Origin of the sequence: Arthrobacter sp. efr-133-TYG-104, assembly GCF_030208915.1 — a bacterium.
Classification (GTDB): Bacteria; Actinomycetota; Actinomycetes; order Actinomycetales; family Micrococcaceae; genus Arthrobacter.
Genome location: NZ_JARVTA010000008.1, coordinates 109,082 through 123,292, shown reverse-complemented (window position 1 = coordinate 123,292; position 14,211 = coordinate 109,082). Strand labels below are relative to the sequence as shown.

General features: G+C 62.1%; 11 protein-coding genes. 8 read left to right on the top strand and 3 right to left on the bottom strand.

Annotated elements, in window-relative coordinates:
- Nucleotides 1-2: 2 nt before the first annotated feature.
- Entirely contained in the window at nt 3-1,055 is a 1,053-nt protein-coding gene (locus tag QRN04_RS08145) for a hypothetical protein (RefSeq protein ID WP_284975512.1), read from the bottom strand.
- 107 nt (nt 1,056-1,162) lie between these two features.
- On the opposite strand from QRN04_RS08145, the gene QRN04_RS08140 reads away from it, so the two are divergent.
- Nucleotides 1,163-1,339 carry a hypothetical protein gene (locus tag QRN04_RS08140; RefSeq protein WP_284975511.1) on the top strand — a complete coding sequence of 59 codons (177 nt, stop codon included), beginning with the start codon at nt 1,163-1,165 and terminating at the stop codon, nt 1,337-1,339.
- Between the two features lie 118 nt (nt 1,340-1,457).
- On the opposite strand, the gene QRN04_RS08135 is transcribed toward QRN04_RS08140, so the two are convergent.
- Entirely contained in the window at nt 1,458-3,053 is a 1,596-nt protein-coding gene (locus tag QRN04_RS08135; RefSeq protein WP_284975510.1) for an ATP-binding protein, read from the bottom strand.
- Nucleotides 3,054-3,272: 219 nt separating this feature from the next.
- On the opposite strand from QRN04_RS08135, the gene QRN04_RS08130 reads away from it, so the two are divergent.
- Together QRN04_RS08130 and QRN04_RS08125 are read left to right on the top strand one after the other, a co-directional pair.
- Nucleotides 3,273-3,653 carry a DUF7793 family protein gene (locus QRN04_RS08130; RefSeq protein ID WP_284975509.1) on the top strand — a complete coding sequence of 127 codons (381 nt, stop codon included), beginning with the start codon at nt 3,273-3,275 and terminating at the stop codon, nt 3,651-3,653.
- Nucleotides 3,654-3,672: 19 nt separating this feature from the next.
- Nucleotides 3,673-4,482: a class I SAM-dependent methyltransferase gene (locus tag QRN04_RS08125; protein ID WP_284975508.1), complete on the top strand. Its 810-nt coding sequence runs from the start codon at nt 3,673-3,675 to the stop codon at nt 4,480-4,482.
- An 18-nt stretch (nt 4,483-4,500) separates the two neighbouring features.
- On the opposite strand, the gene QRN04_RS08120 is transcribed toward QRN04_RS08125, so the two are convergent.
- Entirely contained in the window at nt 4,501-6,720 is a 2,220-nt protein-coding gene (locus tag QRN04_RS08120; protein ID WP_284975507.1) for a S9 family peptidase, read from the bottom strand.
- A 196-nt stretch (nt 6,721-6,916) separates the two neighbouring features.
- On the opposite strand from QRN04_RS08120, the gene QRN04_RS08115 reads away from it, so the two are divergent.
- From QRN04_RS08115 to QRN04_RS08095, 5 genes are read left to right on the top strand one after another with little or no spacing between them, the layout of a single operon-like run.
- Nucleotides 6,917-7,714: a glycosyltransferase gene (locus QRN04_RS08115; protein ID WP_284975506.1), complete on the top strand. Its 798-nt coding sequence runs from the start codon at nt 6,917-6,919 to the stop codon at nt 7,712-7,714.
- Entirely contained in the window at nt 7,711-9,153 is a 1,443-nt protein-coding gene (locus tag QRN04_RS08110; protein ID WP_284975505.1) for a glycosyltransferase family 4 protein, read from the top strand. The genes QRN04_RS08115 and QRN04_RS08110 overlap by 4 nt, the downstream gene beginning before the upstream one ends.
- Nucleotides 9,154-9,187: 34 nt before the next feature.
- Complete coding sequence (locus QRN04_RS08105; RefSeq protein ID WP_284975504.1) at nt 9,188-12,214, top strand: polysaccharide biosynthesis protein; 3,027 nt, start codon at nt 9,188-9,190, stop codon at nt 12,212-12,214.
- The gene (locus QRN04_RS08100) at nt 12,211-13,362 is read left to right on the top strand and encodes a glycosyltransferase family 4 protein (RefSeq protein ID WP_284975503.1); all 1,152 of its coding nucleotides are present in this window, start codon (nt 12,211-12,213) and stop codon (nt 13,360-13,362) included. Before QRN04_RS08105 ends, QRN04_RS08100 begins: the two co-directional genes overlap by 4 nt.
- Nucleotides 13,363-14,157 (top strand): PIG-L deacetylase family protein, encoded by a 795-nt coding sequence (locus QRN04_RS08095; protein WP_284975502.1) that lies wholly within the window; start codon nt 13,363-13,365, stop codon nt 14,155-14,157.
- Nucleotides 14,158-14,211 lie beyond the last annotated feature (54 nt).

Sequence of the window (14,211 nt, the reverse complement as noted above, 5' to 3'; positions counted from 1 at the left end):
GGTCACTCCCCATAGGGCCTGTTCGGCCGGTCATCGATATGCAGCAGGTGTTCGCGAACTGCGGCGCTCCGCTCCGGTAGTGCGGCCTCGTCGAACAGCCGCGCCGTTTCCTCGAAGGTTGCCACGGCGTCGTCGCGCCGTCCTGCTTCCACCAACGCCCGCGCCAAGAGGAAATGCGCTTCGGCGGCCGTTTGGGTGGCCAGGATGGAGGATTGGGCACACAGCGGTTCAAGAATTCCCAACGCCTCGGGGATGTCTTGAATGAGGAAATTCCAGTGTGCCCTAACCAGCGCCATTTCCAAATCGTCCCGGTCGGATCCTCCCACGATATCCGTGGCCAGTTCCGCACGCTCAATGCATCGAAGCGTTGCTGCGTCGTTGAGTTTTGCCTGTAGTCGCATTTCGGCCGATGCCCGATTGAAGCGGGCCCATAAATCGACGTCTTTTGACGGCGAAAGCCATTCGGCAGCCTGATCGTGATAACGAACGCCCTCTGAGACGTGATCGGTGAGGAAGGCTACGTTCCCGATCACCCAGTACCCCTTTCCGGCTGTATCCTCGTCAACTTCATCCGTCAGGAGTGTTTCCAGAACGAGGCATTCCCGCCAGGCGTCCTCCAGGCGTCTGCTTTCGGCCAAAGCGGCGATCAAAGCACGCTGGGCGAGCACCTGGACATAAAGAAGTTCGGGATCCGGGGCAGCCAGTTGCGCAGCCGCGGACGCCACCTCAGCGGCTTCCGGAAGCCGGCCCGAGCCCTGCAAAGCAACGGCCAACAGGGTGCCGGCCTTCGCGCCGAGCTCGGGCGAAGTGGCAGTCAACTGGAGGTTGTTCAGATCCGTAGCCAGCTTCAGGTATTGCTCAATGTTTCCCTGGTCCCTCAGACACTCAGCTTGGAGGTAGAGCATATTCCACCACAAGAGGTGATCACCGGCGGCCTGGGCAAGATGCGCGGCTTCACCGGCCAAGCGATACGCGTCGTCAAAGCCCCGCTCTTTCCATTTGGCGCGGGCAGCGAGCCCGGCGACCAGGTGGGGGGCTAACTGCGGACTCTGCATGTGCTCATTATCCATGTCAAAGATGGACAAAAGCTCGTATAGTTTGCGGGGTGACGTTTTTACATATCACATACTGAAGTTCGCATCAGTTTGAAAGGGCACAGCGGATGAAGAAATTTGCAGTAACCCTGCTCATGGCAGGCATTTTGGCGGTAGCAGGATTCGTTGCTCCGGCCAATGCCGCGCCAACCCAGGAAACCAACACCACGGCAATCGGATGGTGGCCGAACAGCATGACCACCACCAAGACGAATACCACGACGATTGGGTGGTGGCCGAACTAATTGGGGATAGGACGGCCTGTCCTGACAGGCTGATGAAACAGCACGATGCCCCGGGTGACCACCCGGGGCATCGTTGTGTTAATTGTTCCTCCAAGGGCGCTGTGTTGCGAAAGCGTGGCTAGGGACCACCAACGGGAAGCTCCACGGACACTGTGGTCCCGGTACCCAGCGTGGAGTCGAACACCATTTTGCCCATGTGGCGGCTGATGATGTCGTGTGCGATCGCCAAGCCCAGTCCACTCCCGGGAACGGCTGCCGATGTGGCGTTGGAGGCGCGGTAGAAGCGGGTGAAAATGTGCGGCAGATCGTGCGCCGGGATACCAAGCCCAGTGTCGGCGATGCGTACCACCGCAGAGGTTGGCCCGCCGTTGGAGGCGGTCACTGAACTGGTGATCCCCACCTGGCCGCCCTCGGGCGTGAACTTGATGGCGTTGGCAACGATGTTCGTGAAGACCTGTTCAAGCTTTGCTTCGTCAGCTGTGATCTCCACGTCCTCCGACGCCTCCGAGAAGGACACCGAGATGTGCCGGGATTCAGCCAAGGGGCGCAAAGTTGCCACCACCACTTGGAGCAGTTTGGCGATGTCCACAGGTTTAAGGTCCAGGTTGCTGGCGTCCTGCATGGACACCGTAAGCATGTCCTCGATGAGCGTGCGGAGCCTGTCCGAGTTGCGGGTTACGACGTCGAGCATGCTGCTGATGCCCTCCGGAACCGGTCCGCCGGCGCCGTCACGGATCATGTCCAGGTAGGCCGTGATGGAGGTAAGCGGAGTGCGGAGTTCGTGGTTCACCGTGGCGAGGAAGTCTGTTTTGGCTTTGTCCAATTGCCTCAACTGGTGAAGAACGCGCTGTTGGGCGCCAATGAGGTGGCCCTGGATCAGTCCATGGGCTACGTTCCCCGCCACGTGCTGCATAAGGGCGATTTCGGCACTGGTCCACGGGTGCCTCTCCTGCACGGTGGCAAGCAAGATGACACCCAGGGCGGAGCTGCCCTCGCCTACAGGGAGCAGCACTGTGGAAATGGGGTGGAGCTCCTCCGCCCATTCGTGCAGGGCCTTGGTGATCCGGGAATCGGGCTCTTCGCGGTGATCGGTCACGGCAAGGACTTCTGCCTCGGCCCACAACCGGTTGGATACCTCAATGATGGTCTCTTCACTGGGGCCGAGCTTGGCGGGGAGCTGGGGAAGGCCGGACCGGTTACATTGGGCGCGGATCAGGGGGACCCGTTCATCGCGGAACGTCGCGAACCATACGTGGTCCACATCCAAGGCCCTGCCGAACCCGCGGACAACATGGTTGGCGATTATTTGTGGATCATTGGTTTCCCGGATCGCCGCCGAAACGTTACGGAGGTTTTCGCGCAGGGCCTCGACCTTGCTGCGGTTCCGGACACGTTCGGCTGCACGGCCCACCAGGGCTTTGACCCGCTGGACCAGTTCGTCATTGCGCACCGGGCTGAATATATAGTCCGCCTGGCGCCAGGCCTCCACGGTCTTCGGATCCACGGAGTCTTCCGGCCCAACGAGCAGGAGGATGGGCGCTCCAGGATTGTGGAGGCTGTCGGCCAATGCGTTTTCGACCACGATCACCGACGGCGTCCGTGCGTTGATCAAGGCCGCAAGCGAGGCAGGGTCACGCGCCGAAAGTACCTCGAAACCCGCTGACGTCAGCGCAGTTGTGCTTGCTCCCAGGCGGTCCTGGTCTGAATCTGCCACCACAGCAAGAGGAGCGTGCTGCGCATTGGAGCCAGTCGGGCCCACAGAACCACCTCCAAGACAATATCGACCACCCGAATTGCGGATTTGCCAACACACTATCAGCGGCAGGCCTGTACGGAGGTTCGTCGCTGAACAAGCCGCATGAGTGTTTACCTGCGCCTTTACTTTGGCCCGCGGATTAGTCAGCCTTGAGGCAGACTGCAATCGAGGAGAATAGTGAAGCCCGAAGCAACACCAAACCAGCAAGAGGTCGCGTTTGAGCTTAAGCTCCAAGATCCCGGTTATTTGCGCCTGACCTGGCCCCGGGGTGCAAGGATCAAGGAACCGGACGCCCAAAGGGCCATGGATCGGGTTAACGAACTCTCCGGCACCAACCGGCACCCGATGATCGTGGACATGGCCACCACCGACGACGTCACGAGGGGTGCCCGTTCGGTGTTCGCCAAGCCCTGCCAGGCATCGCGGATCGCACTGCTTGGCGCCTCACCCGTGGACAGGGTCATCGCCAATTTCTTCCTGGGCATCATGAAAGCGCCGTGCCCTACCAAGTTCTTTACGTCCGAGACAGAGGCCCTGGAGTGGCTGGTGGGCGTGTAAGGACCCTTATATTTAGATCATGTTCTCCGGTCTCAGGAAGTACCTGCTGGTACCTCGCCTTATCAGGCTCTCTTCTTCCGCGCCTAAAGATGCCTCCACTGCGTGGGATAAGTACTGGGGCGACGTACGGTCTACTGGAGCCGGCGGTGATGTCCTGTGGGATTCCGGCAGCGACCATGAACTCAACGGCTACCTCCCCATCCTGGCCCAACTGGACCCGGCGCTTCCCGTGGTGGACGTTGGGTGTGGCAATGGCAGCTTCACCCGCCTCCTGGCCCGGCATTTCCCGCACGCGCTGGGACTCGACTATTCCGCTAACGCTGTGGAACGCGCCCGTCAGGAGTCCGCAGGAATGACGACGACGTCGTTTGCCGTGTGCGACATGACGGCACCTGACGCGGCGGGCACCGTAGCGACGGCGCTCGAAGCCGCCGGCTGGAAGGGCGAAGCCAACGTTTTTATCCGGGGAGTGCTGCACGTCCTGGACCGCGAGGGGCGCGCTGCGTTGGCCGAGAACCTGCGTCCCGTCATCGGATCCCGGGGCAGCGTCTTCCTGGCCGAAACCAACTTCCGGGGCACTCCCGTGGACTACGTAAGCCACCTGGGCGCCACCCGGAATTCCATTCCGGAGCCGCTGGAGTGGGCCATCCGCGGGTTGCCCATGCCCGGACATTTCGGTGCACCGCAGCGAACCAAAGCCTTCCCGGCGGCCAACTGGGATCTCTTGTCGGAGGGCGAGGCCCATATCGAGACCCGCCCCCTCACCAACCCCCACTCCTCGGACGTGATCCCCGGATATTACGCCGTCCTGCGGGCCCGGCAGGCCTGAGTCCTACTTCAGCAGCTCTTACTTCAGCCCGGCCCCGGGCAACAGGGCGGTGGCGCCCAAGGCATCGGCTACGAACGCGTAGTCCCAGGCCCGTTCCCGCCACTGGACGTACCTCCCGGACGCCCCTCCGTGACCGCCGTCCATCTCAATCTTCATGACCACCGGCTCTGCCCCGGTGGTCACCGAACGTAGCTCCTGGACCCATTTGGCCGGCTCCACGTACAGCACCCTGGTGTCATTGAACGAGGTGACGGCGGCAATCTTGGGATAGTCCACGGCCCGCACATTCTCGTACGGAGTGTAGGACTTCATGTAGGCATACACCTCGGGGTCTGTGATCGGGTTACCCCATTCCTCCCATTCCAAGGCGGAGAGAGGAAGGTCCGGGTCCAGGATGGTGGTCAGCGCATCCACAAAGGGCACTTGGGCCACCACTGCCGCGTATTTTTCGGGCGCCATGTTGGCGATAGCGCCCATCAGAAGGCCTCCGGCTGATCCGCCCATTGCAGCTATGCGGGCAGGGTCCACCCACCCTGAACCTGCGAGCCAGTCGGTGGCGGCGATGAAGTCGGAGAAAGTGTTCTTCTTGCTGAGCTTCTTACCCTGGTCATACCAATGGCGGCCCAACTCGCCACCCCCGCGGATGTGGGCGATCACCATCACGATCCCGCGATCCAGCAGCGACAATCGGGCCACCCCGAAACCCGGGTCCATGCTCACTTCGTAGGAGCCGTAGCCATACACCAAGCCGGCAGAAGCGCCGTCCTGCTGTACCGATGCGTGCCGGAGCACGGACAGCGGCACGCGGGTGCCGTCGTCGGCCGTGGCCCATTCGCGGGTGGCCACATAATCCGCACGCGAGTAGCCGCCCAGAACGGGGCTTTCCTTGCGGAGCAGCAACTGGCCGTGGGGCTCGCCGGAGGTAGGCAGGACGAAGTCATAGACGCGCGACGGCGTGAAGTAGGACGTGTAGCCCATGCGGATTACCGGGGCGTCGTAGTCAGAGCCGGAAACCCCGGCCGTATACAGCTCTTCGTCGAACGAAGGCTCCACCGGTGCCTGTTGCCCTTCGGTTCCCAGCCCTGCAAGCGGCAGCACCTGAACGCGCTCAATGGTGTCCTTGCGGACGGACAGCACCAGATGGGTTGAGGTAAGGCCCGCGCCGTTGACGCGGACGTCGTCGGAATGATCGACGACGGTACGCCAGTGCTGCTCGGCGAGCGGCTTGGTGAGCTCGGCTGGATCCACGAGGCTGACCATCGAGTTGATGGCGTCCTTATTGTGGGTCAGGAGCAGCGTTTCGCGGCCCTCCAGCAGGAAGGGTTCGGCGTCGTAGAGGATGCGTTCGTCACGTGAGATAACGGTGGTCAACCCGGCGTCGGGATCGTCGAAGCGCAACACGCGGGTCTCGCTGAACTCGGAGCAGCCGATGCTGAGCACCAGGTGACGGCGATCCGAGGCGAGTTCGAAACCGAGCCACATGGCGACGTCGTCCTCTTGATAAAGAACCTTGTCCTCGGAAACGGGTGTGCCCAAAACGTGGGCCTTCACCTGGTACGGACGCCACGAATCATCGGCGAGGGTGTAGAAGATGCGGGTGCCGTCAGGGGAGAAGGCGACGCCGTAAAAAATGTTCTCGATGACGTCGGGCAGGAGCTCGCCCGTGCGCAGATCCTTGATGCGTAGCGTGAAGCGCTCGTCCCCTGCGTTATCCACTGCGTAGGCGTAGAGATTGCCGTCCACAGTCACGGCAGCGCCGCCGACACTGAAGAAGGGCTTGCCTTCAGCCTCGAGGTTGCCGTCCAGGATGATCTGTTCCCCCGGAAGCTCCAGGCCCGCCTCCACAGTGGGGGGAGTCCAGTCAGCCACGCGGTCACCGGTGTTTTGCGCTTGGACGCGGCACTGGATGCTGTACTCCATGCCTTCCACGGACCTGCTGTAATACCACCACCCATCCTTGCGGCTGGGCACGGACAGGTCAGTCTCCTGCGTGCGTCCCTTGATTTCCTGGAACATGGCCTCACGAAGCGGCTCCTGATGCGCCGTCTGCGCTTCCTGGTAAGCGTTCTCAGCCCGGAGGTGTGCGATGACCTCCTCCGATTCCTTGTCCCGCAGCCACTCGTAGTTGTCCACGAACACATCTCCATGGTGTTCGCGGCGCGTGGGAACACGCTTGGCGACGGGAGGCTGGATTGACGGTTCCGTATCAGCGGCAGGTGCGGAGGAAGTCTGGCTCATGTGGCCACTCTATAGAGGGCCCCTGACACCGAACCGGAATTTCGCTCAGAGCGCCGGACGGGGGCCACCGCTAGCGATAGCTGTCCACGACTTAGCAGGGAACCAACACTCTCGCGTCATGACTTGCGCTGGGGTGCCACTCAGTATAGGCGAGCACGGTTTGTGCCCTTTCCGTTCCGAAGAGTTGGAGGTTCAGATGGTCCCGCTTCAATCACCCAGTGTCCACGTTGGAAAACGGGTGCGCCTGCAAGCCCGGCAGCATCCGGAGACGTTGCGGCGCTCGCCAGTGGATTTGGAAGTTGTGATTCCTGCGTACAACGAGGCAACGAGAATTCCGAATACCTTGGTACAAACGGTGGATTTCCTCGCCAACCAATCATGGTCCTCACGCATTGTGGTGGTGGACAACGGCAGCGTGGACGAGACGGCGGCGGTGGTGCGGCGTATCTCCCGCGACACAGGCGCCGTGGTACCTATCTCCTTGGTGGGTTGCTCCCTGCGGGGAAAGGGAGCAGCTGTCCGGCGTGGCCTACTGAGCGGAACGTCCAGGTTTACCGGCTTCTTTGACGCAGACCTCGCTACTCCTTTGGAAACCCTCACAGAGACGATGTCCCTCCTCGAGGATGGGGCCGCGGCGGTGATTGCGTCCCGCCATGCGGAGGGCTCTACCGTGGTGCGTCCACAGCATCTGGGGCGCAGGGTGGGCGGAACGGCGTTCCGCGTGCTGACCAAAGCAAAGGTCAAGGGCATCCAAGACACCCAATGTGGCTTCAAATTCTTTGAACGGGACGCCTTGACGGCGGCAATGGTGCAGTGCCGCAGCACCGGTTTCGCCTTTGACGTTGAGCTCCTTTTGCGCCTCCAGAACAATGAGGCGCGCATCGTGGAGCTCCCGGTTGCCTGGACTGACGGAGCTAGGTCAACGTTCCGCCCCTTCCAGGATGGCGTGGCCAGTTTCGCCTCCGTGATTCAACTCCAGAAAGCATCAGCATGACCTATGCCACAACGGACATGAACTCCCCGGCACAACTTGCCGGCAAGCATGTGCTGGTCCTCAACTGGCGCGACATCCAGCATTCCCAGGCTGGTGGCGCCGAACAGTACATGCACCAGATCTCACGTAGATGGGTGCAAAACGGAGTTCAGGTTACGTGGTTTACCGGGCGTGACTCGGGCCAGGCTGCGGAGGACGTCATCGACGGGATCCGGATACTGCGCGGGGGAGGCCCCTTGTCGATTTACGGCCAGGCAGCGCTCAAGATGCTCCGCGGCGGAGCGAATTACGATGCCGTTGTTGACTGCCAAAACGGGATCCCGTTTTTCTCCCCATTGTTCTTACCGCGCACTACGCCCATCGTCCAAGTGGTCCATCACGTCCACCAAGAACAGTTCCGGACAAAATTTTCCCCACCCATGGCTGCGGTGGGACGTTTCCTGGAGAGCGCCGGCGCCAAGACGGTGTACGGCCAGCGCTCCATCGTCGCCGTTTCGCCGTCAACGCGTTTGGAATTGCGGAAGCTCGGATTTTCCGGACCCATCCACGTGGTGCCTAACGGCAGCATCGACATTCCTCCATTGGTGGCAGAGCGGGCGACTGAGCCGACCATCGCCGTCGTGAGCCGTTTAGTGCCGCATAAGAGGCTGGACCTGTTGTTGGGGCAGTTCGCCGTTGCCGTGCGGACTGTGCCGAAACTGCGTTTGGACCTTGTTGGTGACGGTCCCGAGCGGTCACGCCTGCAACAGCTGGCCATGGACCTGGGCCTCGACGACGCCGTGACGTTCCACGGTTATCAACCCGACGCAGTTCGGGATGAGTTGTTGGGCAGGGCATGGTTGACCGCGTCCACCTCGGCTTCGGAGGGATGGGGATGTTCGGTGATCGAGGCGGCCGCGTGGGGTGTGCCTTGCTTGGCCATACGAGTTCCTGGCATCCGGGACTCAGTTGTTGAAGGCAGGACCGGATGGCTTGTGGACGCGCCTCGGGAATTCGCAAATGCAATGATCGACGCCGTGTGGGCTTTGGCCGCACCGCGAACGGCCAGCGTGATGGCCGCGGAGTGCCGCGAATGGGCCGGATGCTTCACGTGGGACAGGAGTGCAAGGCTGCTCACCGGGGCGCTCCTCGAAGAAGAAAAGTTGTTGCGCGAGGGTGGAGATCCACGCGCCAGCCACTCGGATCTGTCCACGTTGGCGCAGTTCGATCTGCCCGCCGAAGCGGATCTGGATACCATCCTGCGCCCAACGGACGAGGTTGCGGTGATTGGGGGGAGCTACGTATCGGTGTTGATGAGGGGGCGCGACGAATTCGAAGCCTTCGCTGCCGTGACAAGGATCGGCGGCGAAGGGGTGCAGCTCCGTCCAGCGGGCCCGAACACGCTCCTCGCCGGGCCTGGAAGCGCATTCTCTCCTGTCGACGCCGTCGACGGTCAGTAGCGCTAATTTGTTGGTGGAGGTTAAGGATCACGTCGTGACCACTGCTGTGCGGGAGCGGGCAACAGCGCAGGGCAGGGACAGCACACCGGACAGCACGGTGGACATAGCCGGCAACAGCGGTGTCCTGGCTGTCTCTGCGGGAGTAGTTGGCCTCGTAAGTTATGCCTGCACCCTCTTGATGGCCAACATGCTGGGCACAGCCGACTACACATTGTTCGCCTCAGCCTCAATGATGGTCGGGATTGTGGGTATCGTGGCCGCGGCCTTGGTCCCCCTACCGCTTTCGCATGTTGTGGCCGCTTATCCCGAGGGTTCTGAAGGCAGGCGCGACGGGATTGCCTTCTCGGTTTTTGTGTCGTGCCTGGCTGGTGCTGCGGCTGCCCTCATGTCGGGCGGACTGACGCTGGCGCTGGGCAAACCGTCCATGGCAGGCTCGGTGGCGCTGGGTTCTTTCGCCATTTTCGCTGTGACGGCCCAGGAGGGATGGCTTCAGGGCGAACTGCGTTTTAAGTGGTACGCCCTGCGGACCGTGGGCGAAGTGGTGGTCAGGCTGATGTTCAGCCTGTTGGTCATTGCGATGGCTTGGGGTGCGGGAGGCGCAGTCCTGGGCTTCGCCGTGGGTGCCGCCGGAGGACTGTTGGTGCCGCGTTCGTTCTATCGCGACCTCCGTTGGCGTCCGCATGTGGTGCGCCAAAAATGGCGGTGGGCTGAAACCAGCGACATCGCATCGGTTCTGTGCGTGGTGTCGGTGTTGGTGGGCATTGATGTGGTGTTGGTGGGCTTTCTGGACAACGGATCGGTGGCCGCCGCAGGTTTCCAGGCTCTCTCAACGATCGCCAAGGGTCCCGTTTATGTGGCGGCAGGGACCGCGTTGGTGGCCTTTCCGTTGCTGCGCACCCCCGGGGTGGACGCAGGCGGCGTCCTCAGGGATGCCTTCGCTTCTTTCGGGCAACTCGCCGTGGTGGCCTTTGCCATCATCGCCACCGCGCCGGCGTCGCTGGCCGGCTTGATTGTTCCGCAGAAATATCACGGCTCGTTGGAACTCCTGCCGTGGCTTGCCGCAGCCGGCCTGGGTTACGCGGTGTTGATGGGACTTTCCACAGTGCTATTGGCCATGCGGGCCTACCGTCGTTGCCAGGCTGGCCTCGTGTGCGCGTCATTGCTGGTTGTTGGCGGTCTCTGGGGCGGATGGCAGATGGGCGGCGTTTTCGGCTTGAGCATCGGTTGTGCCGTCGGGTCTGTAGCGGCCGCCGTCGTCATGGTGGTGTTGGCGCGGCCCATCCTGATGACTGCCGGGCCGGGCACTGGAGTCGGCCGGTCTGCGCTCCTTGCCCTGGCGTTGCTGGTAGTCCTCGCTGTGGCCGGGCATCTGGAGCCGATGGTATGGCTCCTGGTGTCGGGTGTCAGCGGGGTGGCAGTCCTCGCACACCAGCGCGGCATGCTGCCGTACTGGAACGACCTCAGAATTCGACGGCGACGCCGGGCCCGGCGCCGCCGTATGTCCAAGCATGTTGAGCGGCGAACAGTTCGAGTGGCGTTCTTGGGCAGTTGGGTGTTTTCCAACGCAGCGGTTGCCTTCATTGCCGTGGTTGCCGGGGCGTTCGGTGTCCGGGCCTTGGGCCTTCAGCAGGGTTTTGAACTGTGGGTGGATGAGCTGTTGTACGTCCAACTCGGTGAATCCGTCAGCACCGGGCACTTCCCCACGCTGCCGGATGGACCATTTTTCCTTCACCCACCGGGCTACTTCCTGCTCGAAGCAGCAGCCATCAAACTGTTCAACATTTCCGGACCCATCATCGACGTCACTTTGCACCTGCGCTGGCTCAACGCCGCGCTGGGTGCCGTGACCGTGGGTCTGGGTTTCCTTCTGGTGCGGAAGCTGGCCAGTACGACGGCGGCATGGCTCACAGCTGCGCTTCTCGCGTTCGAGCCGTTCGTCCTCAGGAACAACAGCCATGCGTTCTTGGAAACTTCGGCGATGCTACCGGCCCTGATCGGACTGCTCCTACTCGTGGATAGAGGCGCGCAAAAGAGCAGGCGATCTTTCCTGAGGATTGCTGCCGCCGGTCTGCTGCTGGGGATTTCCGTGCTGTGTAAAGACTTCTTCTTTATTTGCAGCGTTGCCCCCGTCCTCGTTGCCACTGTGTGGAAGAAGACGATCCCGTGGCGTCAAGGGCTGGCTGTGGCCGGCTTCGGGTTGGTCCCCTATGCGGTGTACCTGCTGGTTGTGACTGCCAATGGATATTTCCCCAGTTGGGTGTGGGCCAAGAGCAACGGCGTATTGCGCATGTCCGGGGCGGTGAAGACCTCGGGATTTACGTCGGAGGGGTCCCCGAGCCTGGTCTCGCGGCTCATTGAGCAAGGCGGCAGCTTCGGTACAAGTTATGCGCTGTTGGGCTTGTGCCCGTTGGTGGGGCTCCTCCTGTGCTTCAGCCACTACGCCGGTCGGCGTCTGATCGGGTTGGCCGGCTTGGGCCTTGGCGCGGCGGGCGCCTACAGTGCAGTGTTCGGCACGTTCGAGGAACAATACGGGTACGGCGTCATGGTGGCCGGGGCTATCTGTTCGGTCCTGGTTGTTGTGGAGCTGCGGGAAAGACGGCCCAAAGCACGCCGACCGCTGGCAGTCCTCAGCGTTTGCTACGTGCTTGTCACCGTGGTGTTGGGGCTCCGCACCGAACTGGCCGTGGATGACGGATTCGTCAGGGCCAACGGCTGGATACAAGCCGAGCTTCCACCCGACGCTCGAATCAGCGTCACCAACAGCACAGCGCAGTTCGCCTACAGGGCGGATCCGCGGTTCGGGATTTGGCCTTCCGCGCCCCTGATGAAACAAAACGGCGTCAGCTACATCCTCACCCAGTCCAAGCCCACCAGCCAGGGCTACGGATATGCCAACCCCACCATGCTCGTTTGGTTGAAAACCCATGGCACCCCGATGATCACCACCCCCGGCCCTACTAACGGTGAAACCACTGTTTGGTACGTGGATCCTGCCGATCTTGAATCCGCGGCAGCGGCCAACGTCGGGGTGCCCTCCAAGGACTACGGGACGGAAAAATGACGATGCGGGTTTTGCACTTGGGATTTGAGGATCCCCGGATGCCCGGAGCGGGCGGCGGGTCAGTCAGGACCCACGAAATCAACAGCCGCCTCGCAGCGAAGGGGTTTGACGTCACGGTACTGACCACCCGTTATCCCGGTTGGGAGGCGCGCGTCCAAGACAGGGTGCGCTATATCCCCATCGGCATCGGCACCGGAAAAAACAGGTTGACCAGGTTGCTCGGATACGTAGTGCGCCTCCCTTGGGAAGTGCGCAAACGCCGTTCGGCGGCAGACCTTGTTGTGGAGGACTTCTTCGCGCCCTTTGCCACCATGGCCGCACCGCTCTGGACCCGGCGCCCTACCATCGGAATCGTTCAATGGCTCCACGCCCGTGACAAAGCACGGCAATACAAGTTGCCCCTGCACTGGGTTGAACGGTGGGGCGTTCGCAAACATCGCCGGCTCATCTCCGTTTCGCAGGGAATTGCTGACAACTTGCGGGCCTATAACCCGAACGTCCACGTGGATGTCATCGGAAACGGAGTCGATCCCGCTGCGTGGAAACCGGAACCCAAGCTCGGGCGTGACATCCTCTTCCTCGGCCGTCTTGAGTTCGGCCACAAAGGGCTGGATCTGCTCTTGGAAGCGTGGGCGCAGTGCAGCGAGCGCATAGACGCCAACCTGCTAATCGCGGGGACCGGGCATGACGAAGCCAAGCTGCGCGAAGCCATCCGCAAGTCCGGTCTTGAGGGCCGGATCAGAATGCTTGGCTGGCTGTCGGGGGACAGGAAGTTTCAAGCGCTCAGCGATGCGCGGCTGGTGGTAGTGCCTTCAAGGCATGAAACCTTTGGGTTGGTGGCCATCGACGCCCTGGCCACGGGGACCCCGGTGATCGCGTTCGACATCCCCTGCCTCAGGGATGTGGTTCCACGGGGTGCGGGTTGGCTGGTGGATGCCTTTGACATCAACGCCTTCGCAGACGAGATGGCGTTGCGTTATGTGGACCCTGGGCTGCGGACCGCGGCGTTGACCGGACGGGAATTCGCCGCCGGGTACAACTGGGACGCGCTCGCCGACTTGCAGGCTAAGTCATACCGGGACTCGCTGATGGCTTTGGGGCCAGCCGGGTCAGAAGCAATGCACTCAGGCGGTCGGGAAGGGGCATAAGTGCCGCATCAAACAACAATCGAACACTCGCTGGCGGGCGACGCTCCGTGGTTGTTCCTCTCGCCCCACCTCGACGACGCCGTATTGTCCTGCGGCGCGCTGATGGACGCACAAGCCCGGGGACGCGGGATCATGGTGGCCACGGTGTTCAGCGAAGCAACGCCTGCACCACACACTCGCGCTGCGCGGTCCTTTTTGCGGCAATGCACCATGTCAGACGCCGGAGAGCTATTCGAGGCCCGGAAGGCGGAGGACCGGGCAGTCCTGGCGGACATGGGCATCCAATCCATCCATCTCGGCGAGGTGGATGCGCTGTTCCGACGCCGGCGCAAGCCACCCCTGCTGGGGAGCAGCGCCTGGGACAGGCTCCTCCCGGAGTTCACCCACCGCTACCCCAGCTATCGGTTTGATATCGCCCTGGGTCGGATTGCCAGAGGCGACATGGCACTGATCCGCGAGCTAAGGAACGTTGTGTCTGCGCTCATGAGCCAAACGCAGGCTGAGCTGCTGTTTTGTCCGGCCGGGGTGGGTAACCACGTGGACCACCTCATCACCCGCGGTCTGGGCGCGGATCACCGGGATCGCTTGGTGATGTACTCGGATTTCCCGTACGACATGGTGGCGGGACCGGACCAAACGCACATCGACCGCATGGGACTTGTGCCGTGGACCTGGGCCGAGGGCCTCCACGCCAAACCTGGCCGGATCCGGCAATACGCTACCCAGGCCGACGCGTTGTTCCCCGACGGCAAGATTCCCTTGCACCCCGAAACCTATTACGTGCCGTCCGTGTAGACGCTCCTAAAAGCTTGACTGAAATCGTCCGCTCCGCATATTCTGAACGAACGG